This window comes from Pantoea sp. CFCC18177 (assembly GCF_059412425.1).
In genome coordinates this window covers 101,248-124,523 of record NZ_JBNBPL010000015.1, presented here as the reverse complement: position 1 = coordinate 124,523, position 23,276 = coordinate 101,248, and the positions used below count along the sequence as shown (strand labels likewise).

Annotated in this window: 23 protein-coding genes; 15 read left to right on the top strand and 8 right to left on the bottom strand. The window is 56.0% G+C overall.

The features are described 5' to 3' along the window. Positions 1-149 precede the first annotated feature (149 nt). From hpxZ to ACPUC8_RS16330, 4 genes are read right to left on the bottom strand one after another with little or no spacing between them, the layout of a single operon-like run. Positions 150-533, bottom strand: coding sequence for an oxalurate catabolism protein HpxZ (gene hpxZ / locus ACPUC8_RS16345; RefSeq protein ID WP_039337061.1), 384 nt, complete (start codon positions 531-533; stop codon positions 150-152). A gap of 2 nt (positions 534-535) precedes the next feature. Further along, on the bottom strand, positions 536-1,933 hold the full coding sequence (locus ACPUC8_RS16340; protein ID WP_058972919.1) for an AtzE family amidohydrolase: 1,398 nt from the start codon (positions 1,931-1,933) through the stop codon (positions 536-538). Continuing rightward, complete coding sequence (gene hpxX, locus ACPUC8_RS16335) at positions 1,930-2,115, bottom strand: oxalurate catabolism protein HpxX (RefSeq protein ID WP_039333209.1); 186 nt, start codon at positions 2,113-2,115, stop codon at positions 1,930-1,932. The genes ACPUC8_RS16340 and hpxX overlap by 4 nt, the downstream gene beginning before the upstream one ends. 10 nt (positions 2,116-2,125) lie before the next feature. Then, positions 2,126-3,712 carry a gamma-glutamyltransferase family protein gene (locus ACPUC8_RS16330; protein ID WP_494926840.1) on the bottom strand — a complete coding sequence of 529 codons (1,587 nt, stop codon included), beginning with the start codon at positions 3,710-3,712 and terminating at the stop codon, positions 2,126-2,128. Positions 3,713-3,954: 242 nt separating this feature from the next. Here ACPUC8_RS16330 and hpxU point away from each other — a divergent pair, with 242 nt between their 5' ends. The 10 genes from hpxU to katG all read left to right on the top strand — a co-directional run bounded on the left by hpxU (position 3,955) and on the right by katG (position 13,588). Next, complete coding sequence (hpxU, locus tag ACPUC8_RS16325; RefSeq protein ID WP_039333206.1) at positions 3,955-4,794, top strand: MurR/RpiR family transcriptional regulator HpxU; 840 nt, start codon at positions 3,955-3,957, stop codon at positions 4,792-4,794. 193 nt (positions 4,795-4,987) lie between these two features. Next, entirely contained in the window at positions 4,988-5,773 is a 786-nt protein-coding gene (locus ACPUC8_RS16320; protein ID WP_039333205.1) for a transporter substrate-binding domain-containing protein, read from the top strand. Positions 5,774-5,777: 4 nt separating this feature from the next. Next, positions 5,778-6,446 (top strand): amino acid ABC transporter permease, encoded by a 669-nt coding sequence (locus ACPUC8_RS16315; protein WP_058972918.1) that lies wholly within the window; start codon positions 5,778-5,780, stop codon positions 6,444-6,446. After that, the gene (locus tag ACPUC8_RS16310) at positions 6,443-7,099 is read left to right on the top strand and encodes an amino acid ABC transporter permease (RefSeq protein ID WP_058972917.1); all 657 of its coding nucleotides are present in this window, start codon (positions 6,443-6,445) and stop codon (positions 7,097-7,099) included. Before ACPUC8_RS16315 ends, ACPUC8_RS16310 begins: the two co-directional genes overlap by 4 nt. Beyond that, complete coding sequence (locus ACPUC8_RS16305) at positions 7,080-7,811, top strand: amino acid ABC transporter ATP-binding protein (protein ID WP_039333202.1); 732 nt, start codon at positions 7,080-7,082, stop codon at positions 7,809-7,811. Before ACPUC8_RS16310 ends, ACPUC8_RS16305 begins: the two co-directional genes overlap by 20 nt. A gap of 21 nt (positions 7,812-7,832) precedes the next feature. Then, positions 7,833-9,068: a pyridoxal-phosphate-dependent aminotransferase family protein gene (locus ACPUC8_RS16300; RefSeq protein ID WP_283229239.1), complete on the top strand. Its 1,236-nt coding sequence runs from the start codon at positions 7,833-7,835 to the stop codon at positions 9,066-9,068. Then, positions 9,065-10,324 (top strand): allantoate amidohydrolase, encoded by a 1,260-nt coding sequence (hpxK, locus tag ACPUC8_RS16295; protein ID WP_494926839.1) that lies wholly within the window; start codon positions 9,065-9,067, stop codon positions 10,322-10,324. The genes ACPUC8_RS16300 and hpxK overlap by 4 nt, the downstream gene beginning before the upstream one ends. Before the next feature lie 12 nt (positions 10,325-10,336). After that, on the top strand, positions 10,337-10,831 hold the full coding sequence (uraD, locus tag ACPUC8_RS16290) for a 2-oxo-4-hydroxy-4-carboxy-5-ureidoimidazoline decarboxylase (protein ID WP_058972914.1): 495 nt from the start codon (positions 10,337-10,339) through the stop codon (positions 10,829-10,831). Beyond that, positions 10,828-11,163: a hydroxyisourate hydrolase gene (gene uraH, locus ACPUC8_RS16285; RefSeq protein ID WP_039333190.1), complete on the top strand. Its 336-nt coding sequence runs from the start codon at positions 10,828-10,830 to the stop codon at positions 11,161-11,163. The genes uraD and uraH overlap by 4 nt, the downstream gene beginning before the upstream one ends. A gap of 226 nt (positions 11,164-11,389) precedes the next feature. Then, complete coding sequence (gene katG, locus ACPUC8_RS16280) at positions 11,390-13,588, top strand: catalase/peroxidase HPI (RefSeq protein ID WP_494926838.1); 2,199 nt, start codon at positions 11,390-11,392, stop codon at positions 13,586-13,588. A gap of 45 nt (positions 13,589-13,633) precedes the next feature. Here katG and ACPUC8_RS16275 read toward each other — a convergent pair whose 3' ends face one another. Together ACPUC8_RS16275 and ACPUC8_RS16270 are read right to left on the bottom strand one after the other, a co-directional pair. Continuing rightward, a complete protein-coding gene (locus tag ACPUC8_RS16275) occupies positions 13,634-14,404 on the bottom strand; it encodes an amidohydrolase (protein WP_494926837.1) in 771 nt (256 codons plus the stop codon). Further along, positions 14,392-15,552, bottom strand: a complete 1,161-nt coding sequence (locus tag ACPUC8_RS16270; RefSeq protein ID WP_039333184.1) for a pyridoxal phosphate-dependent aminotransferase — start codon at positions 15,550-15,552, stop codon at positions 14,392-14,394. Before ACPUC8_RS16270 ends, ACPUC8_RS16275 begins: the two co-directional genes overlap by 13 nt. Positions 15,553-15,684: 132 nt before the next feature. Between ACPUC8_RS16270 and ACPUC8_RS16265 the strand changes: the two genes are divergently transcribed. Genes ACPUC8_RS16265 through ACPUC8_RS16255 form a run of 3 tightly spaced genes read left to right on the top strand, consistent with a single transcriptional unit; the run spans position 15,685 to position 17,523 of the window. Then, positions 15,685-16,299 (top strand): methylthioribulose 1-phosphate dehydratase, encoded by a 615-nt coding sequence (locus ACPUC8_RS16265; protein ID WP_039333182.1) that lies wholly within the window; start codon positions 15,685-15,687, stop codon positions 16,297-16,299. Continuing rightward, complete coding sequence (gene mtnC, locus ACPUC8_RS16260; protein ID WP_494926836.1) at positions 16,296-16,979, top strand: acireductone synthase; 684 nt, start codon at positions 16,296-16,298, stop codon at positions 16,977-16,979. Before ACPUC8_RS16265 ends, mtnC begins: the two co-directional genes overlap by 4 nt. 1 nt (position 16,980) lies before the next feature. After that, positions 16,981-17,523, top strand: a complete 543-nt coding sequence (locus tag ACPUC8_RS16255; protein ID WP_039333177.1) for a 1,2-dihydroxy-3-keto-5-methylthiopentene dioxygenase — start codon at positions 16,981-16,983, stop codon at positions 17,521-17,523. A gap of 80 nt (positions 17,524-17,603) precedes the next feature. Here the strand turns inward: ACPUC8_RS16255 and mtnA are convergent, their stop codons facing one another. Then, positions 17,604-18,623: an S-methyl-5-thioribose-1-phosphate isomerase gene (gene mtnA, locus ACPUC8_RS16250; RefSeq protein ID WP_494926835.1), complete on the bottom strand. Its 1,020-nt coding sequence runs from the start codon at positions 18,621-18,623 to the stop codon at positions 17,604-17,606. 105 nt (positions 18,624-18,728) lie between these two features. Here mtnA and mtnK point away from each other — a divergent pair, with 105 nt between their 5' ends. Next, positions 18,729-19,928 (top strand): S-methyl-5-thioribose kinase, encoded by a 1,200-nt coding sequence (mtnK, locus tag ACPUC8_RS16245; protein ID WP_039333173.1) that lies wholly within the window; start codon positions 18,729-18,731, stop codon positions 19,926-19,928. Between the two features lie 33 nt (positions 19,929-19,961). On the opposite strand, the gene fadE is transcribed toward mtnK, so the two are convergent. Further along, the gene (gene fadE / locus ACPUC8_RS16240) at positions 19,962-22,406 is read right to left on the bottom strand and encodes an acyl-CoA dehydrogenase FadE (protein ID WP_494926834.1); all 2,445 of its coding nucleotides are present in this window, start codon (positions 22,404-22,406) and stop codon (positions 19,962-19,964) included. Positions 22,407-22,649: 243 nt separating this feature from the next. Here fadE and lpcA point away from each other — a divergent pair, with 243 nt between their 5' ends. Then, positions 22,650-23,228: a D-sedoheptulose 7-phosphate isomerase gene (gene lpcA / locus ACPUC8_RS16235; RefSeq protein WP_039333170.1), complete on the top strand. Its 579-nt coding sequence runs from the start codon at positions 22,650-22,652 to the stop codon at positions 23,226-23,228. The last annotated feature ends 48 nt before the right edge of the window (positions 23,229-23,276 follow it).

Below are 23,276 nucleotides of genomic sequence, written 5' to 3'. Positions count from 1 at the left end.
TATTATGACCGGGCAGAAAGAAGTATTATTCGAATCGACTGAGCACAAAAGTGTTACCTATGTGCCCGGTCTGATCTGTTACCCATGTGCCCGGTTGTACCCTAACGCGCACCAGGACTTTCAGGTCAGCATTCATGCTGACCCTGCAATCAACTCATCAAACTCACCTGCGCAGCCACAATACGCCAGCCATAAGGCATGCGGATCCACGTCTGCTGCTGGCGGCCAATCTTCTCCACGCCCTCGCGGGTGAATTCGGTACTGCACACCGCGTAGTCATCGCCAAAGGTGGTGATCACGGTGTTACGCAAGGTGCGATCCAAACCTTTAGAGGGGCGTGCGGCGCGAAACGCACGAATCTCATCAATACCATAAAGATTCTCACCGGCACCTAAGCGTACGGTACGCTCATCATGCCAGAACAACTCATCCAGCACCTCAACATTGTTACTCACCAGCGCCTCTTCGTAGCGGTAAAACGCGGCGGTCACTTCGGCGAGCACGGCCGGACGGTCAATATGTTCAGCTTTCATGGTTAAGCGTCCATTAAGGTGGTTTGTGGCAGGGTCAGCCCCTGCTGCTGGAGTGCCCAGGCTGCGCGCAGCGCCAGGTGTTCTTTAAACGGAGCCGCAATCAGCTGCAGGCCAATCGGCAATCCACTGGCGGTTTGCAACGGAACGGTACACACCGGCAGACCGAGGAATGAAATTGGCTGGGTTAACATGCCCATGCTGGCGCGCGTTGGCAAATCGTGACCGTTTATATGGATGGTTTCTTGTCCGATAGTGGTGGCCGTGCAGGGCGTGGCAGGTGCGATCAGCACATCAAACTGCTCAAACAGCGGTAAGACTTGCTGCTGGAAGTGGCGACGGAAACGCTGAGCCTGCACATACCAGGCGGAAGGCAACATGGCACCTGCCAGCAGGCGCTCGCGCGAGTTAGGTTCAAATTGCTCTGGCATCCTCCGCAGCGCCGGCAGATAGTGATTTCCGCCTTCCACACCGGTCATGATAAAGGCCGCTGAGCGGGCGATTTCCGCATTCGGCATGGTCACCTCTTCACTGGCATTGAGCGCTTGCGCCACCGCCGTGACGGCAGCACGTGCTTCATCGCTGCACCAGGTAGAGAAGAAACCGCCCAGCACCGCACTGCGTATGCCTTCAGCGCCTTTGCTTAAACCATCACTGGCCGGAGCCAAAGGCTGTTCAGACTGGAAGGCATCAGCAGGGTCACGACCTTGCAGCGCGTCATACACCAGGGTCAGATCCTCGACTGAGCGGGCAAAGGGACCGATATGATCGAGACTGGCAACAAACGGATGGCTGCCGCTTCGTGACAAACGACCAAAGGTCGGCTTCAGGCCATAGATACCACACAGCGAGGCAGGCACACGGATCGAACCGTTGGTATCGGTGCCCAGCGAGAAGTGCACTAAGCCCGCCGCCACCGCTGCAGCAGAACCACCTGAAGATCCGCCAGCGATCCGAGTCAGATCGCGGGGATTATGGGTGGCACCGTAGTGGGTATTTTCAGTGGTAAAACCGTATGCGTAGGCATCCATGTTGAGCATGCCGGAGAGCAGGGCACCAGACTGACGCAACTTGCTGACGGCCCAGGCATCTTCGCGTGCCGCTGCGCGCTCACTGAACAGGCTGGCACCGGCCAGGGTGCTGTGCCCGGCAACATCAAACAGGTTTTTCACCGCATAAGGAATGCCAGCCAGAGCCGGTAACACTTCACCGCGTTGGCGTTGCCCATCAACCTGTTCGGCTTCACGCAGCATGCGCTGCCCGGTGACTTCGGTCCAGGCGTTGATCGCCGGATTATGCTGCTCAATGGCATTCAGCGTTTGTTCAGCCACCTCACGGGCGGAGATCTCACCCTGATTCAGGGCCTGGTTTAAGGCTTTGATCGATAGCGAGGCCAGTTTCATGGATGGAATACTCCTGCCACTTCCAGTCGATCATCAAGCGGGAAGGCCATCAATGGCTCGGCCATGGCCGCGATACGGTTAAACTGGATGAGCAGTTCGGCACGGCGTGCGTCATCTAACTCCAGTGCCAGGATCTGTTCCATTTGGGCGATATAGGTGGCCCAGTCCGGTTGTGTACTCATCGTTATCTCCTTAGAAACCGGCGGCGCTGCCGTTGCTGCGTGGATCGAACGCACCTTCCAGCATGCCGTTATTGTGTCTGACTATCGCCCCTGCATGGCCGACCACTTCGCTGAAGTCGGGCAATAACTCCACTTCGTGACCGAGCTGACGCAGTTGCTCTACCGTTTCAGGTGCGATGCGCGATTCCAGTTTGAGTGAGTCAGAGGACTGGCCCCAGGTACGTCCCAGCAACCAGCGCGGCGCACTTACGGCCTGCTGCAATGGCTGGCCCTGGATCACATGACGGGTAAAGATGGCGGCCTGCGTCTGTGGCTGCCCATCGCCGCCCATCGATCCGTACACCATGGTGCGGCCATCTTTGAGACGAGCGGCTGCGGGATTGAGGGTGTGGAACGGTTGTTTGCCGGGTGCCAGCGCCAGCATGTGGCCTGGCTGCAGGCTGAATGCGGCACCGCGGTTCTGCCAGGTGATGCCGGTGCCGGGTAGCACCACGCCGCTGCCAAATTCATGGTAGATACTCTGGATAAAGGAGACCGCCAGACCGCTGCTGTCCATCACGCCCATCCACACGGTATCGCCAGGCCCTTTTCCGGTGCCCCAGGGTGCCGCTTGTTGATCATCAACCTGTGCCGCCAGTGAGGCGAGGTGTTCAGCATCCAGCAGATCCTGCACATTGAAGTCGATGTGGCGGGGATCGGTGATGTGTTTGTCACGCAGCGCAAAGGCTTTTTTGGTGGCTTCAACGATGCGATGCACAGTTTGGGCTTCATCCGCCTCTGCCATATTCAGGCGATCGGTGATGCCCAGGATCGCCAGCGATACCAGTCCTTGCGTGGGCGGCGTCATATTCCAGAGATCACCCTCGCTGTGTGCCAGATGCAGTGGCGTACAGCGACGCGCCTGCTGCTTTTGCAAATCTTCCAGCGTGATGGGCATACCAAGCGCGGTCATTTCACGCGCCAGATGATGTGCCAGTTCGCCGCGATAGAAACTCTCTAAACCCTGCTCACTGAGGAGGCTGAGCGTATTGGCCAGCGCAGGCTGGGTGAAGCGACTGCCTGCCGCGGGCACGGTGCCGTCGGGTAAGAAGGTGGCAGCAAAACCAGGCTGGTGCAGCAACTCATGTTGCTTGGCAGCGGTGGCGGCAGCTTGTGAGGCGGTGACGGGAATACCGTCGGCGGCATAACGGATGGCGTCGCGCAGCAAACGTGAAAGCGGCAGTGGAGTGGTACCCAGTTCAGCCGCCAGCGTTAACGCTTCCTGCCAGCCACTGACCGTGCCCGCGACGGTTAACGCCGCTTTCGGGCCGCGATGTGGGATATGACTTTCACCATGATAGAAGTCGAGATGCGCCAGCGCGCCTGCTGCACCACTGGCATCAATGGCTATCGGATCACCATTTGGCGGAACGACCAGCCAAAAGCCATCGCCGCCTAAACCGTTCATGTGCGGATAAACCACCGCGATAGTCGCAGCGGCAGCGACCATCGCTTCAATGGCGCTCCCGCCTTCGCGCAGCACCGCGAGAGCGCTTTCACTGGCGAGATGATGTGGGGTGACGGCCATCCCAAGCGGGGCCATGTTGCTCTGTATCATAATCAACTCTTCTCGAATATTGCTTTGTAGGGTGCGTATTTGCGCGCGCATTGTTAGCGGTCGCCATAAATGGCGACCCTACGGTTGCACAGTCTTTTTTGTAGGGTACGCATTTATGCGTACCAGCCGACTTAGCCCGTTGGTGAAAAGATTCAAGCAAGAGCTGTTCCAGTTTTAGACGAACACCTAATCTGGATCGATTTATGCTAGCTTGTGATGAAACGAAAGTTACAGGACCAATGATGAAACAGCTTGATGAACGCCTTCGCAGTCACTATCCGCAACTGTCGCCGCAAGAGCAGCGCATTGCTGATTTTGTGTTTGACCATTTTGATGACCTGATTAGCTACAACAGCGCAGAGCTGGCAAGGCTTAGCGGGGTATCTAAGGCCACAGTCAGCCGCCTGTTCAAACGTTTGGGCTATGAGAAATACAAGGACATGCGCGACGAGTTACGCGTGTTGCGCCAAAGCGGCATGCCACTGACCGATAACCGTGATGCGGTGCAAGGTAACACGCTGTTGTCACGTCACTATAAGCAGGAGATGGCTAACCTGACGCAGTGGGTCAACAGCATCGATCCCCAGCAATTTGGCGAGGTGATTCAGGCGCTGGGGGCGGCAAAACGGGTGTTTATCATCGGTATGCGTAACGCCTATCCGGTGGCCTTGCACTTGCGTCAGCAGCTGATGCAGGCGCGCCCGCAGGTGCACGTGTTGCCGCAGCCTGGTCAGACGCTGGGCGAAGAGCTGGTGGATATCACGCCAGAGGACATGGTGGTGGTGATGGCGTTTCGTCGTCGACCACGCATTATTCGCCCGCTGATGCAGCAACTGCAGCAGAGCAACATTCCTGTGCTGGCGCTGTGTGAGCCGCAGGCGCAGGGCATCATCACGCTGGCGTCCTGGCAATTATGCGCGCCACTGGATAGCGTCTCCGCCTTTGATAGCTATGCCTCTGCAATGAGTCTGATCAATCTGCTGGCCAATGCGTTACTGCATGAAATGTTGTCGCAGGGCCGCCAGCGTATCCATCAGATAGCCGATCTTTATCAACACCTTGATGAGTTGGAACACCGATAAGGGGCACCAATTTGGTGCTTTGCACCTTTTTTGATCGTAAAAAATTGCGGGCGCTAAGCCCGTTTTTTTTGCCTAAAACTCAGCATTCATTCGATTTTTCTGACTTTCACTTCCCTTGCGTTTGGTTGGCACATTAGTTGCAAATCGATTTATAAAGAATCTTTTGTTTCACGAAAACTCACCGGGGTGCATAATGAAGAAAGTTTTACTGGCAGTGGCAGGCGCAGCATTGTTGATGGCTCAGGTTGGCAGCGCCATGGCCGATCAGCTGCAGGATATCCAAAAGCGTGGCGTGATCCGCGTTGCGGTGCCTCAGGACTTCCCGCCGTTTGGTTCAGTAGGTACCGATTTGCAGCCACAAGGCTACGACATCGATATGGCCAAATACCTCGCGAAGCAGATGAAACTGAAGTTGCAGCTGGTTCCCGTATCCAGTGCCAACCGTGTGCCTTATCTGCAAACCGATAAAGTCGATCTGGTGATTTCGAGCATGGGTAAAAACGCCGAGCGCGAGAAAGTGATCGATTTCAGCCGTGCTTACGCACCGTTCTTCCTCGGCGTATTCGGTCCGAAAGGTGAGCCACTGAAGGATGCCGCAGCATTGAGCGGCAAATCCATCGGCGTCACCCGCGGTGCGGTAGAAGACATGGTGTTAAGCGATATTGCTCCGAAAGATGCGCAGGTGAAACGTTATGAAGATAACAACACCACGCTCTCGGCTTACCTGTCTGGACAGGTGCAATATGTTGCCACTGGCAACCTGGTGGTTGCTGCGATTGCCCGCCAGAACGCGGAAAAAGCGCCAGTGCCACAGTTCATGCTGAAAGATTCACCGTGCTTTATCGGCCTGAAGAAGGACGAGCCGGCGCTGAAAGACAAAGTGAATGCGTTGATTGAGCAGGGGATCAAAGACGGCACCCTGAACAAGCTGTCGGAAGAGTGGCTGAAAGCACCACTGCCAGCCAACCTCGGCGCATAACACGATGATTGGGCAACTCAATTTTGCAGATCTCTGGCCGCACTGGCCAGAGTTGCTGGCCGGGCTGTGGGTCACGATTCAGATAACAGTATTAGCCACGGTAGGCGGCGTTAGCCTGGGCATTCTCGGTGCGGCGTTGCGCAGTGGCAAACCGAGTTGGGCAAGCCGTATCTGGGGCGTCTATGTCGAGCTGATTCGTAACACGCCATTCGTGGTGCAGCTGTTCTTTATCGTCTTTGGTTTGCCCAATCTTGGTCTGAAACTGACGGCGGGCGAAGCTGCTTTGCTGGCGATGTTGATTAACCTCGGCGCCTACAGCACCGAAATTATTCGTGCCGGAATTCAGGTGACGCCGCGCGGGCAGTGGGAAGCTGGCCGGGTATTGGGTTTAAGCCGCACCCAGACCTTTATTCGCGTGGTGTTGCCGCCCTCGCTGCAGCGTATTTATCCAGCGTTGGTGAGCCAGTGCATCATTGTGATGCTCGGCTCTTCGGTGGTGTCTCAGGTGTCTTATGAAGAGTTGACCTTCGCCGCCAACCTGATTCAGTCACGCACCTTTTTGAGCTTTGAAGTCTATCTGGTGACCACGTTGATCTATCTGGCGTTGTCGATTGCCATGCGACAGCTGCTGCTGGCGCTGGGACGTAAATGGTTTGGAGCGCAGCCCGCATGACAACGTTTACCGACTGGGACATCCTGCGCAACCTGCTGCTGGCGGCGCGCTGGACGATTTTACTGTCGCTGGTGGCCTTCTTTGGCGGCACGCTGGTGACCTTACCGCTGCTGTTTTTACGCCTGTTGAAGCGCCCTTGGCTGACGCGCGTGATTCGCTGCTACACCGAGCTGTTTCAGGGCACCCCGCTGTTAATGCAGCTGTTTCTTGCCTTCTTTGGCGTGGGCTTGTTCGGCATTGACGTGGCACCCTGGACCGCAGCCTCACTGGCGTTAACCCTCTACACCAGCGCATTTTTGGTGGATATCTGGCACGGCAGTATTCGTGCCTTGCCGAAAGGCCAGTGGGAAGCTTCACGCTGCCTCGGCCTGAATTTTGGACAGACGTTGTACCGCGTTGTGGCGCCGCAAGCGATTCGTATCGCCATCGCGCCCACAGTGGGGTTTGCGGTGCAGGTGATTAAAGGCACCGCCCTGGCATCGATTATCGGCTTCGTTGAGCTGACTAAAGCCGGCACCATTTTGAACAATGTGACGTATCAGCCCTTCAAGGTGTTTGGCCTGGTGGCGCTGGGTTACTTCCTGATGTGTTATCCGCTGTCGCGTTACAGCCAGTACCTGGAGAAAAAATTCAATGCCGCTCATCACCATTAATCAGGTACAGAAGTACTACGGCGACAACCATGTGTTGAAAGGGGTCGATCTCGACGTCGATCACGGTGAAGTGATCTCGATCATCGGCCGCAGCGGGTCAGGCAAAAGCACCTTACTGCGCTGCATGAACGGGCTGGAAGGCTATCAGGAAGGCAGCATCAAACTCGGCGGGATGACCATCACTGACCGTGAATCACAAGCGCGCGAAATCAGCCGCTCGGTGGGGATGGTGTTTCAGAACTTTAACTTGTTCCCACACATGACCGCGCTGGAAAACGTGATGCTGGCCCCGCGTCGTGTGCTGAAAAAGAGTGAAGCCGAATGCCGAGAACTGGCGGCACAGATGCTGGAAAAAGTCGGCCTCGGCGAGCGTCTGAATTATTACCCGGCCAATTTATCTGGCGGCCAGCAGCAGCGTGTGGCGATCGCCCGTGCGCTGGCAATGCAGCCGAAAGTTTTATTGTGTGACGAAATCACCTCGGCGCTCGATCCCGAGTTGGTGGGTGAAGTGTTGAAAGTGCTGGAGCAACTCGCTGCCGAAGGCATGACGCTGATCCTCGTTACCCACGAAATGAACTTCGCCCGTGATGTGGGCGATCGCGTGGTCTTTATGCATCAGGGGCGCGTTTGGGAGCAGGGCGACAGCAAAACGTTGTTCGCTAACCCGCAAACCGCTGAGCTGAAGCAGTTTATTTCGACCGTGCGCCTCTAAGTTTTCAATAAGGAATACACCATGGATATCAGTCAGTTTTCGCAAATCAATCCGCCGCAGCGCCTGTTGATGGGGCCTGGCCCGATTAATGCCGATCCGCGCGTGCTGCGCGCCATGTCGAGCCAGTTGCTGGGGCAGTACGATCCGGCGATGACGCACTACATGAATGAAGTGATGGCGCTCTACCGTGGCGTATTCCGTACCGAAAACCGCTGGACCATGCTGATTAATGGCACGTCACGCGCAGGCATTGAAGCGATTTTGCTCTCCGCCATCCGACCGGGTGACAAAGTGCTGGTGCCGGTATTTGGCCGCTTTGGTCATCTGCTGTGTGAGATTGCCCGCCGTTGCCGTGCTGAAGTGCATACCATTGAGGTGCCGTGGGGTGAAGTCTTCACGCCGGATCAGATCGAAGATGCGATCAAAAAGGTACAGCCGCGTCTGCTGTTGACAGTGCAAGGCGATACCTCCACCACCATGCTGCAACCGCTGGAGCAGCTGGGTGCGATCTGCCAGAAATATGGTGTGCTGTTCTATACCGATGCTACCGCGTCACTGGGCGGCAACGCACTGGAGACCGATGCGTGGGGACTGGATGCGGTTTCCGCAGGTATGCAGAAATGCCTGGGTGGCCCCTCTGGCACCTCGCCGATCACCCTCAGCCCGCAAATGGAAGCGGTGATCCGCAAACGTAAGTGTGTCGAAGAAGGCATTCGTACGGCGGATCATCAGGATGGCGACGACGAGATGATCTACTCCAACTATTTCGATCTCGGCATGATCATGGATTACTGGGGACCAGAACGTCTCAACCACCACACTGAAGCCACCACTGCCCTGTTCGGTGCACGTGAATGCGCACGTCTGATGATGCAGGAAGGTCTGGATAACGGTATCGCGCGTCATAAACTGCACGGTGAGGCGTTGCTGAAAGGCATTCAGGGCATGGGGCTTGAGACTTTTGGCGATCTGAAACACAAGATGAATAATGTGCTCGGCGTGGTGATCCCGCAGGGTGTGAATGGCGATCAGGTGCGCAAGCTGGTGCTGGAAGATTTCGGCATTGAGATCGGTACCTCATTTGGTCCTCTGCACGGCAAAGTGTGGCGTATCGGCACCATGGGTTACAACGCGCGTAAAGATTGCGTGATGCAAACGCTGAGCGCGCTGGAAGCCGTGCTCAATCACGTTGGTTTCCGTTCCACTCAGGGCGCAGCATTGCAGGCCGCGTGGGATCATTATGGGAGCCACGCATGAGCAACAGCCTGATGACCGCCAGCGAGGCGCAAGCCGCCGCCGCTCGTGTCATGACGCGCTGCGATGCACTGGCTGAGATCAGCGAAAGTGAAGATGGCCTGACGCGCGTCTATTTGTCCCCTGAGCAGGTTCGTGCCAATGCCCGTGTCGCAGAGTGGATGCAGGCGGCTGGCATGACCACCTGGCAGGATGCGGTCGGCAACATCTGCGGCCGTTATGAAGCGGCAGAACCGGGAGCGAAAGCGCTATTGCTGGGCTCCCATCTCGACACCGTACGCAACGCGGGGCGTTATGACGGCATGCTGGGCGTGCTGAGTGCCATCGAAACGGTACAGTGGTTACACGACCATCAACAGCGGCTGCCGCTGGCGATTGAGATCGTCGGCTTCGGCGATGAAGAGGGCACGCGTTTTGGTATCACGCTGCTGGGCAGTCGCGGTATTACCGGCACCTGGCCAGAAAGCTGGGTGACGCACCCAGATGGAAACGGCATTACGGTTGCGGAAGCGATGCAGGATGTTGGGCTGGATGCGGCAAAGATTATGCAGGCGGCACGTGACGTGAACGATATTGCTGCTTACCTTGAACTGCATATCGAACAAGGGCCTTGTCTTGAGCAGGAAGATCTGGCGCTGGGAGTCGTCACCGCCATCAACGGTGCACGCCGCCTGAACTGCAGTTTTATCGGTGAGGCAGGTCACGCAGGCACCGTGCCGATGGCACATCGTAAAGATGCGCTGGCCGCTGCGGCGGAATGGATGGTGTTTGTTGAGCAGACCACACGTGAGCAAGATCCACAGCTGGTCGCCACCGTCGGCACCTTAAACTGTTTACCGGGCGCCGTGAACGTTATCCCTGGCGAGGTTCAACTGTCGCTGGATGTCCGTGGTCCAGTGGATGAGCCGCTGGAGCGTTTGCAGTCGATGCTGTTAACCCAGGCACAAGCGATTGCCTTGCGCCGTGGCCTGACGTTTACCTCGAACGAGTTTTATCGCATTGCTGCCACCACCTGTGATGCGCGCTTACAGCAGGCCTTGAGCCACGCCGTCGAAACCGTACAGGGCCGCAGTGTGTCGTTGCCGAGCGGTGCCGGTCACGATGCGATAGCGATTGCAGAACGCTGGCCGGTTGGGATGTTATTTGTGCGTAATCATCGCGGCATCAGCCATCATCCGGCGGAGTCCGTACAAACGGTTGACGTGGCCTATGGTGTGCAGGCGTATCTGCAAGCGGTGTGCGATCTGGCGCGTAGTTGAGGGAGTGATGGCATGGATCTGGCAAGTTTTAATCAGGCCGCTGACGCCGATGCGCAGGTTGCGATAGCACACTGCGTGGCGATTCCCAGCTGGCAACGGGCGGTGGTTGCTGCACGTCCTTTTGACGATCTGGCCGCGCTGCACAGCGCAGCCGATCGCCTGGCGCAGAATTGGCAACGTGCAGAACTGGAGCAAGCGTTAAGTGCTCATCCTCGCATTGGTGAAAAAGCGCAAGGTGTGGGTAAAGAGGCGTCATTGTCGCGCAATGAGCAGTCAGCGATGCAGAAGGCTGATGGCGCATTACAATTTGCCATGCTGGCGGGCAATCAATCCTATGAGCAGCGCTTTGGTCGGGTGTTTTTGATCCGAGCCAAAGGACGCAGTGGCGAGGAGATGCTGGCGGAGTTGCAGCGCAGGCTCAACAATGATGATGAAACCGAGCAGCAAGAAGCGCTGACGCAGTTGCGGGAAATCACTCTGTTACGCTTAAAGGAGAGCATCGTATGAGCACCATTACTACGCACATTCTGGACACCGCGTTGGGTAAACCCGCGATTGGCGTGGCCATTTCGCTGGAGCAGAATAGTCCGGAAGGCTGGCTGCCATTGGCGGAAGGGGAAACCGACAGTGATGGCCGCCTGAAAGATCTCACGCCAGAACCCTTGGCGCCTGGCCATTACCGACTCACCGCCGAAATTGGTGACTACTTTGCCGCGGATGGCCGCGATGCCCTGTATGTCAGCGCGCAAATTGATTTCGTGATTAGTACAGCGGGTAGCCATTTTCATCTGCCGTTCCTGATTTCGCCGTGGTCGTGGTCGACGTATCGCGGGAGTTGATCGGTCTCTGTATCACCAGCGGTCGCCAAAAATGGCGACCGCTGGTGCGGGACTGTAGGGAGCACCTTTATGCGCACCTCGCCATCAACAAGCCGATGTTATGTGTGGCACTTCACACTCTTCTTTTGAAAGACTAAAACTATCAAAATCTTCGGTTATTCCAAGTTTAAGCTATCATTATGTGCGGTTATCTTAATTGCACAACGAGAAGCTAACGGAGCCGAAAATGAGCATGTCAAATGATAACGATAATGTAGCAGCCTCAGGTAAATGTCCCTTCCATCATGGGGCATCCGAAGAAAAAAGCGTACTGGCACGCGGCGCAGGAAACGGGACATCCAACCGTGACTGGTGGCCAAATATGTTGCGTGTCGATCTGCTGAATCAACACTCCAACCGTTCCAATCCCCTAAATGAAAACTTCAACTATCGCGACGAGTTCAGCAAGCTGGATTACCCGGCGCTAAAAGCCGACATTCGTGCCATCCTCACCGACTCTCAATCCTGGTGGCCAGCCGACTGGGGCAGCTATATTGGGCTGTTCATTCGCATGGCGTGGCACAGTGCCGGTACCTACCGTACCGTAGATGGTCGCGGCGGTTCGGGCCGTGGTCAGCAGCGCTTTGCACCGCTTAACTCATGGCCGGATAACGTCAGCCTCGATAAAGCGCGTCGCCTGCTGTGGCCGGTGAAGCAAAAGTATGGCCAGAAAATCTCTTGGGCCGACCTTTACATCCTGGCGGGTAACGTCTCGCTGGAAAATGCGGGCTTCCGCACCTTTGGTTTCGGTGCAGGTCGTGAAGATGTATGGGAACCGGATCTGGATGTGGATTGGGGTAATGAGACAGAGTGGCTGGCGCATCGTCATCCAGAGAGCCTGGCGAACGCACCGGTCGGTGCTACCGAAATGGGCCTGATCTACGTTAACCCGGAAGGACCTGAAGCCAGCGGCGATCCAAAGTCAGCGGCACCGGCGATTCGTGCCACTTTCGGTAATATGGGCATGAACGATGAAGAGATCGTCGCGCTGATTGCCGGTGGTCATACCTTGGGGAAAACGCACGGTGCGGCTGCCGCCAGCCACGTCGGTGTCGATCCTGAAGCGTCACCGCTGGAAGCGCAGGGCTTAGGCTGGAACAGCAGTTACGGCAGTGGTGCCGGTGCTGACGCCATCACTTCTGGTCTTGAAGTGGTCTGGACGCAGACGCCAACCCAGTGGAGCAACTACTTCTTCGAGAACCTGTTCAAATACGAATGGGTACAGACTCACAGCCCGGCGGGTGCGATCCAGTTTGAAGCGGTGAATGCTGAAGCGATTATCCCCGATCCCTTTGATCCGGAGAAGAAGCGCAAACCCACCATGTTGGTGACCGACCTCACGCTGCGCTTTGATCCTGAATTTGAGAAAATTTCACGCGGCTTCCTTAACGACCCACAATCGTTCAATGAAGCCTTCGCCCGCGCCTGGTTCAAACTGACCCACCGTGATATGGGGCCAAAAGCGCGTTACATCGGTCCTGAAGTGCCGAAGGAAGATCTGCTGTGGCAGGATCCGTTACCGGCGGCCACGCATCAGCCAACAGCGGACGATATCACCGATCTGAAAGCAAAAATTGCGGCTTCCGGCTTAAGCGCCAGCCAGTTAGTCTCTGTGGCCTGGGCTTCAGCCTCAACCTTCCGTGGTGGTGATAAGCGCGGTGGTGCCAACGGTGCACGTCTGGCACTGGCACCGCAAAACGGCTGGGCGGTGAATGCCAGCGTGGTTAACGATGTGCTGCCAGCGCTGCAAAAAATTCAGCAAGCGTCAGGCAAAGCCTCACTGGCAGATGTGATTGTGCTGGCGGGAAGTGTCGGCATTGAAATAGCGGCCGCCGCCGCTGGCGTGGCGGTGCAGGTACCGTTCACGGCGGGGCGTGTGGATGCGCGTCAGGATCAAACCGATGTCGAGTCGTTTGATGTGCTGCAGCCTCTGGCCGATGGTTTCCGCAACTATCGTCGTATCGCAGGTGGTTCTTCTACCGAAACCCTGCTGCTGGATAAAGCCCAACAACTGACGCTGAGTGCACCGGAATTAACGGTATTGATCGGTGGCTTACGCGTGCTGGGCAGCAACTTTGATGGCAGCCAGCATGGCGTGTTCACCGATCGCGTTGGCGTATTGAGCAATGACTTCTTCGTTAATTTGCTGGATATGCGCACCGCGTGGCGCGCAACGGATGAAAGCAGCGAGCTGTTTGAAGGCCGCGATCGTGCCAGTGGTGAAGTGAAGTACAGCGCAACACGTGCAGACCTGGTATTCGGTTCCAACGCCATCCTGCGTGCGCTGGCCGAAGTGTACGCCAGTAGCGATGCCAAACAGAAGTTTGTGAATGACTTCGTCGCCGCCTGGACCAAGGTGATGAACCTGGACCGCTTCGATTTGTAATGCTGTTCAGATAAATAAAAAACCCCGGCTTGCCGGGGTTTTTTATTACTTCAACGTATACGCATCGGCATCGCGCCACGCCGGGAAGCGTTCGCGGTAGGCTTGCAGATCATCCAGCGACAGCTCTGCATCCAGGCGGGTGCGGGCGAAAGGCTCGCCTGCGGCCAGAATCTCACCCAATGGCGAAATAATCCGGCTATCGCCACTGTATTGATGGCTGTTGCCGTCGCTACCAACGCAGTTACAACCAGCCACGTAAGCCTGATTTTCAATGGCACGGGCTAACAGCAGAGACTGCCAGTGCAGGGCACGCGGTGCAGGCCAGTTGGCAACGTAAAGCGCCAGATCGTAATCGTTGTGATTACGGGAGAACACCGGGAAACGCAGGTCGTAGCAAATCTGCGGCAGAATACGCCAGCCGCGCCAGGTAAACACTTCACGCGTCTCACCCGGTACATAGTGCTGATGCTCATTCGCCATGCGGAACAGATGGCGCTTATCGTACTGATGCAGCGTGCCATTCGGTTCCACCAACAGGAAACGGTTAACCGCCCCTTTTTCCGTTTGAATGGCTGCACTCCCGCCGACAAGCGCATTGCTGGCTTTGGCATGATGGTGCAACCACTCGACTACTTGCTCTTGCGGCAGCGAACTTTCCGCGGCTTCCATAGCAAAGCCGGTGGTAAACATTTCCGGCAGCAGAATCAGATCGCGGCCTTCAATGCCTTTCAGCACGCCGTCAAAATGGCGCAAATTAGCCGCGCCATCCATCCAGCTCAGGGTTTCCTGCAGAACGGTAATTTTTAAAGCTGACATAAACGCTCCGCAGCGGCGATAAGCGTCGCTTCTTGTTTGGCAAAGCACAGGCGGATCAGCTTGTGCGGGAAAGCATCGGCACAGAATACCGACAGCGGGATGGCTGCCACGCCGACTTCTTTAGTCAGCCACTGGCAGAAACTGACGTCATCCAGATCGGAAATCGCGCTGTAGTCCAGCAATACAAAGTAGGTGCCCTCGCACGGCAGCACTTTGAAGCGGCTGGAGGACAAGGCATCCACCAGACAATCGCGGCGTGCACGATAAAACGTCGGTAAATCGCGATAGTGTTCCGGCTCCTGACGCAGCATGTCGGCAATTGCTAACTGTGCCGGGGTGTTGACCGAAAACGTCAGATACTGATGCACTTTACGGATTTCCGCGCTGATAGCCGCAGGCGCGATACAGTAGCCCACTTTCCAGCCGGTCATGTGGAAGGTTTTGCCGAAAGAGGAGACGGCAATGGCGCGCTGACGCAGTTCAGCGTGGGCTAATACGCTGGCATGGCCCTCTTCATCGAAGCAGATATGTTCGTAAACTTCATCGCTCAGCACATAGATTTCCTGCTCGGCGATGGCCTGCCACAGCTCGGCATAATCACTCTTACGCCACACCGTGGCAGAAGGATTGTGTGGCGTGTTCAGGATCACCAAGCGGGTTTTAGCGCTTAACAGGCTGCGGAAGGCAGGCCAGTCAACGCGAAACCCTGGCGGCTGCAATGCAATACGTTTTAATACGCCGCCAGCCAATTGCACCGCAGGCGCGTAGCTGTCATAGCTGGGATCAAAACAGATCACTTCATCGCCCGGACGCACCAACGCCGTAATCGCGGCATACAGCGCTTCCGTTGCACCGGCAGTGACGGTGATATCGCTGTTAACATCGGGTTTATGGCCGTAAAGCTCAACGGTTTTATCGGCAATCGCTTCGCGCAGTGGTAACGCACCGGTCATCGGTGCATATTGGTTTGCGCCCTGGCTGACATGATAGGCCAGGCGCTCCTGCAAATAGTGTGGGCCATCAAAGTCCGGGAAACCTTGTGACAGATTGATGGCGTTGTGCTGCGCGGCAAGGGCGCTCATTTGGGTAAAAATCGTGGTGCCGAGCGCCGGTAATTTGCTCTCGGGGATCAGGTTGAGCTGCGTCATTATTTAGTGGCCTTAAGCGCGAATGTCGATGCGGAGAAACCCTGTGTTGCTGCCACTATAAACAGGATGGTAATATTTGGCAATCGAGACGCTTAGACGTCTAAATCTAACCTGCGGAGCCTGTACATCGCTATGACGGATTTTCTCCCACTGGAACATTTAGTGGCCGCCTGCCACTGGATTGGCGCCAAAGGCTGGGCGCCTGCCACCGGCGGTAATATGTCGGTACGCCAGGATGCGGAATACTGCTTATTGAGCGCATCAGGCAAAGACAAAGGTAACCTGACGCGTGAAGACTTTATTCAGGTAGAAATTGCCAGCAATCTTGTGCCTTCGGGACGTAAACCTTCAGCAGAGACCGGGCTGCACACCTTAATCTATCGTCTGTTCCCGCAAGCGGGGGCCGTGCTGCATACGCACACCGTTAATTCCACCGTGCTGTCACGGGTCGAGAAGGGCAGTGCGCTGTTGCTGAGTGGCTACGAGATGCAGAAAACCCTCGCCGGTCAAGACACACACCTCAATACCGTCTCGATTCCTCTGTTTGATAACGACCAGGATATCGATGCGTTGGCACAGCGCATTGAAGCCTTTGCCGCGGATACGCCGCTGCAATACGGATTTCTTTTGCGTGGCCATGGTTTAACCTGCTGGGGGAAAGACGTCAATGAAGCGCGTCGTCATCTGGAAGGTCTGGAATTTCTGTTCGAATGTGAACTACACCGTCGCCTGCTGGAGGCCAAATGATTCGCGCGATTGTTACGGATATTGAAGGCACCACCAGCGATATTCAGTTTGTGCACAACGTTCTGTTCCCCTATGCGCGCCAGCATCTGGCAACATTTGTCCGCGAGAATCAGGCGGATGAACAGGTGATTGCGGCACTGAATGCGGTACGCACCGAGTCCGACGCGCCACAGGCGACGCTGGAAGAGGTGATCACTACGCTGCTGGGTTACATCGATCAGGACCGCAAATCCCCCGGCCTGAAAGCGCTACAGGGCATGATCTGGCGCGCAGGCTATGTTGAAGGTCAGTTCACCGGTCATCTCTATCCGGATGTGCTGCCCGCATTTGAGCGCTGGCAGCAGCAGGGGATTGCTTTGTACGTTTATTCCTCGGGATCGGTCCCCGCGCAGAAACTGTTATTTGGCTACAGCGACGAAGGTGATTTAACCTCGTTGTTTAGCGGTTATTTTGATACGGCCGTTGGTGCGAAACGTGAGGTGCAATCGTATCGCAATATTGCCGAAAAAATTGGCCTTGCCCCCTCTTCCTTGTTGTTCCTGTCGGATATTCATCAGGAACTCGATGCGGCAGCAGAGGCGGGTTGGCACACATTGCAGTTAATTCGTGGCGAGGCGGATAACGCCAGCCGTCATCATCAGGTGAATGATTTTTCCCAGATTAAACCGGAGTCGATTTAACATGAGTGCACTGACCATTTTTAGCGATACCGAAGCCAGTCAGCCGGTTTGGCACAGCACCGATGCTGAAGCCATTCGCGAGCGACTAAATGCCAAAAACGTTAGATTTGAACGCTGGGAAGCGGATCGCGATCTGGGTAACGATCCTGACGCGGAAACGGTGATCAAAGCGTATCAACATGCGATTGATCGTCTGGTGGCTGAGAAGGGCTATCAGAGCTGGGATGTGCTGAGCATGCGTGCGGACAATCCCAACAAACAGGTACTCCGCGAGAAGTTCCTCAATGAACACACCCACAGCGAAGATGAAGTGCGTTTCTTCGTTGAAGGATCTGGCCTGTTCTGCCTGCACATTGGCAATGAGGTGTATCAGATTCTGTGTGAGAAGAATGACCTGATCTCGGTGCCAGAGGGAACCGCGCACTGGTTCGATATGGGTTCTGAGCCGCACTTCACGGCAATCCGTATTTTTGATAACCAGGAAGGTTGGATCGCCAACTTCACCGGCGACAAGATTGCTGACGCCTATCCGCGCCTGGCGTAATTATCGGTGCGCATGAATGCGCACCCTACAGGCCATTGTACGGTCGCCATTTATGGCGACCTTGACCCCAACGGCAAAGATTACGGCTGAAAAATCCCCTCCTTTACCTGCGCAGGCGTCACCACGCCAGTATCCAACACCCAACCGCTAATCAACGCCGCAGGCGTGACATCAAATGCCGGGTTATACACGGCGGCATTCTCTGGTGCCCACTGGACGCTACCAAAACTGCCTGACACGCCGGTGACTTCACTGGCGGCGCGCTGCTCAATTGGAATCGCTTCGCCGTTCGGGCAAAGGCGATCCAGCGTGGTGTGCGGTGCTGCAACATAGAAGGGAATACCGTGATAGTGCGCCAGCACGGCCAGGCTGTAGGTGCCGATCTTGTTGGCCACATCGCCGTTAGCCGCGATGCGATCGGCACCGACCCAAATCGCATCGACCACGCCGCGCGCCATCAGGCTGGCCGCCATTGAATCGGTGATCAGTTGATAGGGGATATTCAGTTCGCCCAGCTCCCATGCGGTTAAGCGGCCGCCTTGTAACAGAGGACGGGTTTCATCCACCCAGACATTGCTCACCAAGCCTTGCTGATGCGCATGGGCGATCACCCCCAACGCAGTACCGACGCCCGCCGTGGCGAGGCCGCCGGTGTTGCAGTGCGTCAGCAGTTGGCTGCCAGGCTTAACCAAGGCAGTACCCGCGCGGGCAATGTTGTCACACAGTTGCTTATCTTCCGCCACCAGACGCAGCGCCTCGGTACTCAGCGCCGTAACGTGATCGCTCTCCGTCAGCGCATTTTTCATGCGTTCCAGATTGTTCATCAGGTTCACCGCCGTTGGGCGTGCTGCCCTGAGCACTTCAAGCGCTTCGGCTAACTCTGCGCGTGCCACGCCTTGTTCACCCAGCAGCGCCAGCAGCAGGCTGGCAGACAGACCGATTAACGGCGCACCGCGTACGCGCAGCGCATGGATATGGTCGACCAACTGGGCAACGGTGTGCGCAGGCAGCCAGTTCTGTTGTTGTGGCAGCGCCTGTTGATCGAGGATCCACAGTTGGTTATCGCGGACCTCAAGGCTGGTGGTACGAAGTGTTTGCATGGTGTGAAATCCCTGTTGCGTTAATAGCGGCTATTGTGCCAACATGCGTGACGGATGTATAGACGTCCAAACGGCTTATTACTATCGAATGTCGAGGAACAGGCAATGTCGCAATACCGTACCTTCACCGCTGCTGATGCTGTGGAATATGCTAAAAAATTTGGCGGTGTGGACGATCCGTCAGCGCTGGTCAGCGCAGAGGAGATCGGCGATGGCAATCTCAACCTGGTCTTTAAAATTTTTGATAATCAAGGTCAGAGCCGTGTGGTGGTCAAGCAGGCATTGCCCTACGTGCGCTGCGTCGGTGAGTCATGGCCGTTAACGCTGGATCGCGCGCGTCTGGAGGCGCAGACGCTGGTTGAGCACTATAAACACTGCCCTGCGCACACCGTTAACGTCACCCATTACGATGCTGAACTGGCAGTGATGGTGATGGAAGACCTCTCCAGCCATCGCATCTGGCGCGGCGAACTGGTGAAAGGGGCTTACTATCCTCAAGCCGGTCATCAGCTGGGAGAGTATCTGGCGCAGACGCTGTTCCATACGTCTGATTTCTTCCTGCATCCGCACAAGAAAAAAGCCGAGGTGGCGCGCTTCATTAACCCGGAAATGTGCGAAATCACCGAAGACCTGTTCTTCAACGATCCCTTCATCGATCACGAACGCAATAAATACCCCGCTGCGCTGGAGTCGCTGGTGGTCAGCCTACGCACTGACGATGCGCTGAAAATTGCCGTTGCCGGTCTGAAGCATCGTTTCTTCGCGGATGCCGAAGCCTTATTACACGGCGATGTGCACAGCGGATCGATCTTTGTGGCAGACGGCAGCCTGAAGGTGATTGACGCTGAGTTTGGCTATTTCGGCCCGATCGGTTTTGATGTTGGCAGCGCCATCGGCAATCTGCTGATTAACTACTGCTGCCTGCCGGGCTTGCTGGCACCGCGTGAAGCCGCGGAAGGGCGTGAGCGTCGCTTAAGTGATGTGCATGAAGTGTGGAGCCAGTTCTCTCGCCGCTTCCTGGAACTGGCACAGGCGAACACCACTGACGTTGCGTTGGCCTATCCGGGCTATGCTGAAGCCTTCCTGCGCAAAGTGTGGAGTGACACCATCGGCTATTGCGGCACGGAGCTGATTCGCCGCACTGTCGGGATGTCACACGTGGCTGATTTCAAACAGATTGCTGATGACACGATGCGCACGGAATGTATTCGTAGCTGCATTACGCTGGGTCGTACGTTGATTCTGGCAGCAGATCATATTGCGGATGTTGATGCGTTGATCGCGCGGATTCGTCAGGCAGGATAAAATTGAGGGCGGCCCGAGGGCCGCCGGTTAGGCTTACGCGGCTTCATTCTCGCGTGTTTTGGCGGATGTTTGTGGCTTCGGGGCCGCCAACGCTTCAGGTGCAAAATCATCCACGTTAATCGCTTTCAAACGACTGGCTTCGGCTCGGGTTAACACTTTCGCCTCGCTCTCATCAATCCAGCCCTCTTTCAGCGCACGCTGCGCCAGTGCATCCAGTCGGGTAAAGGACAGGTGTTTTTTCTGCTGCTGGCAAAGACGTTCATGGATCACTTCTGCTGCCATGACATCCTGCAGCGCCTGTTCCAGTTGGCCTGCCGGGTTATGCTCGCTTGGCGTCAGGTACATACCGCGTCCCAGACGGGTGCGCGTAGCGGATGGCAATTGCAGCAGTTTCGCCAGTTTATGGTCCAGCTTGTCTGACGGTGCCGGGCAGTGTTTACCTCCGGCGAAGATCACCATGCGCAGTGCGCCCGCGACCCAACGATTTGGGAAATTACGCAACAGATCGTCCATTGCCACTTCCGCCTGATGCAGCGCATCCTGGACGCCCCAATGCACCAGCGGCAGATCCGCTTCGTTGCGGCCTTCGTCGTCATAGCGTTTCAGCGTGGCGGACGCCAGATACATCTGACTCAGCACATCGCCTAAGCGCGCAGAGATACGCTCACGGCGTTTCAGGCTGCCGCCTAACACCGCCATTGAAACATCTGACAGCAGCGCGAGGTTGGCGCTGAGGCGGTTGAGTTGCTGGTAGTAGCGACGCGTCACATCACGGGTTGGCGCAGCGCTGGTGCGGCCGCCGGTTAAGCCAAGCCACAGGCTGCGTACTTTGTTACTGCCGACATGGCCGATATGGCTGAAGAGTGCGCGGTCAAAAGCAACCAGATCATTTTTGGCGGCCGCGTTCATCTCTTCCAACACCCAAGGATGGCAGCGAATCGCCCCCTGACCAAAGATGATCATGCTACGGGTCAGGATATTGGCCCCTTCCACTGTGATAGCAATCGGCGCGCCCTGGTAAGCACGTGCCAGGAAGTTGTTCTCACCGAGCATGATGCCTTTACCGCCTGCGATATCCATCGCATCAATAATCGCGCGCTGACCACGATGGGTGCAGTGATACTTCACGATGGCGGACAGCACCGCCGGTTTTTCACCGAGCATAATGCCGCTGGTGATCAAGGTTGCAGCGGCATCCATCACGTAGGCGTTGCCCGCAATGCGCGCCAGTGGCTCTTCGATCCCTTCCATCTTGCCGATGGAGACTTTGAACTGGCGGCGAATGTGCGCATAAGCCCCGGTTGCCAACGCAATGCTTTTCAGGCTGCCAGTCGAGTTGGATGGCAAGGTGATGCCACGACCCACAGACAAGCACTCAACCAGCATGCGCCAGCCCTGACCGGCCATGGCTGGACCACCGATGATGAAATCGATCGGTACGAAAATATCTTTGCCGCGCGTTGGACCATTCTGGAACGGCACGTTGAGCGGGAAGTGGCGTTGACCAATTTCCACGCCGGGAGTTTGAGTCGGAATTAATGCACAGGTAATGCCTAATTCTTCGACATCGCCCAGTAAGTGATCGGGATCGGACAGTTTAAAGGCTAAGCCCAGCACGGTCGCAATCGGTGCCAGAGTGATATAACGCTTGTTCCAGGTCAGGCGCATACCCAGCACCTGCTGACCCTGCCAGTCACCCATGCACACCACACCGGTATCGGGAATGGCACCAGCATCCGAACCCGCTTCCGGGCTGGTTAACGCGAAGCAAGGAATTTCATCACCACGCGCCAAACGCGGCAGATAGTGATCTTTCTGCTCATCAGTGCCGTAATGTTGCAGCAATTCGCCTGGGCCGAGTGAATTTGGTACACCAACGGTAATCGCCAGAATGCCCGATACGCCCGCCAGCTTTTGCAGGACGCGCGCTTGTGCATACGCCGAAAATTCGAGGCCGCCATACTCTTTCTTGATGATCATGGCGAAGAAACGATGCTGTTTCAGATAGGCCCACAGCTCGGGTGGCAAATCAGCCAACTCGTGGGTGATCTGGTAATCGTTGGCCATGCGACAGGCTTCTTCAACCGGCCCATCAATAAAGGCTTGTTCCTCTTCCGTTAAACGCGGTTGAGGATAGTTATGCAGTTTCTGCCAGTCTGGTTTGCCGCGGAACAGGTCGCCTTCCCACCATGTGGTACCGGCATCGATGGCCTCTTTTTCCGTACGAGACATCGGCGGCATCACTTTCTGGAAGCTGTGCAGCGCCGGTTTAGAGAACATGCTGCGGCGCATGGCTGGCAAATTGAAAGGCAGCAGGATAATCGCCAAAGGCAGAAGCAGCCAAGGCGTCCAGAGGCCTGCAGCGGCGAGTCCTGCCGTCCACAGCAGAAGAACCACGCTGCTGATGCGCAGCGACACTTGATGGTAGAAGAGGGCGCTAATCAAAATCAGCGTTGCGACAATCGAGGCAAGCAACATAATGAACTGCTCCGTAAGTTGTAAGAGGTCTGACCTGTTATGCATTAAGGTTTAGAGCAGCGGACGAGATTTAGCAATCTGTTTACATCGCAATTACAACGGAACTCACAAAATCACCGCTTGCCGTCAAGAACACGCGAAACGGTTAGCTCACAAGGTGTTTTTACTCGATGCGGGCGCTTTGCGGCTTTGCCCCATTCCGTTAAACTTGCAGGGTCAATCTTTCCTCTAAAGGACATCCCTATGTATCAGGACATTATTCGCTCGGAACTTAATGAAGCAGCCGATACGCTCAACAAGTTTCTGAGTGATGAAGCGAACATTCACGCAATTCAGCGCGCCGCGGTGCTGCTGGCTGATAGCTTCAAGGCCGGTGGCAAAGTGCTCTCCTGCGGCAACGGTGGCTCACACTGTGATGCGATGCACTTCGCTGAAGAGCTGACCGGGCGCTACCGTGAAAATCGTCCTGGCTACCCGGCAATTGCCATCTCTGATGTCAGCCATCTCTCCTGCGTGAGTAATGATTTCGGCTATGACTACGTCTTTTCACGCTATATCGAAGCTGTGGGCCGTGAAGGCGATGTACTGCTCGGTCTGTCGACCTCCGGTAACTCCGCAAACATCATCAAAGCGGTGGAAGCGGCACGTGCTAAAGGCATGAAAGTGATTACCCTGACCGGTAAAGATGGCGGCAAAATGGCTGGCACGGCGGATATCGAAATTCGTGTACCGCACTTTGGCTATGCCGACCGCATTCAGGAGATTCACATTAAAGTGATTCATATCTTGATGCTGCTGGTCGAAAAAGAGATGGTTAAGTAATGACGTGTCCCTCCCACCCGCGTGGGAGGTTCTGACTTAAGGCGGTTG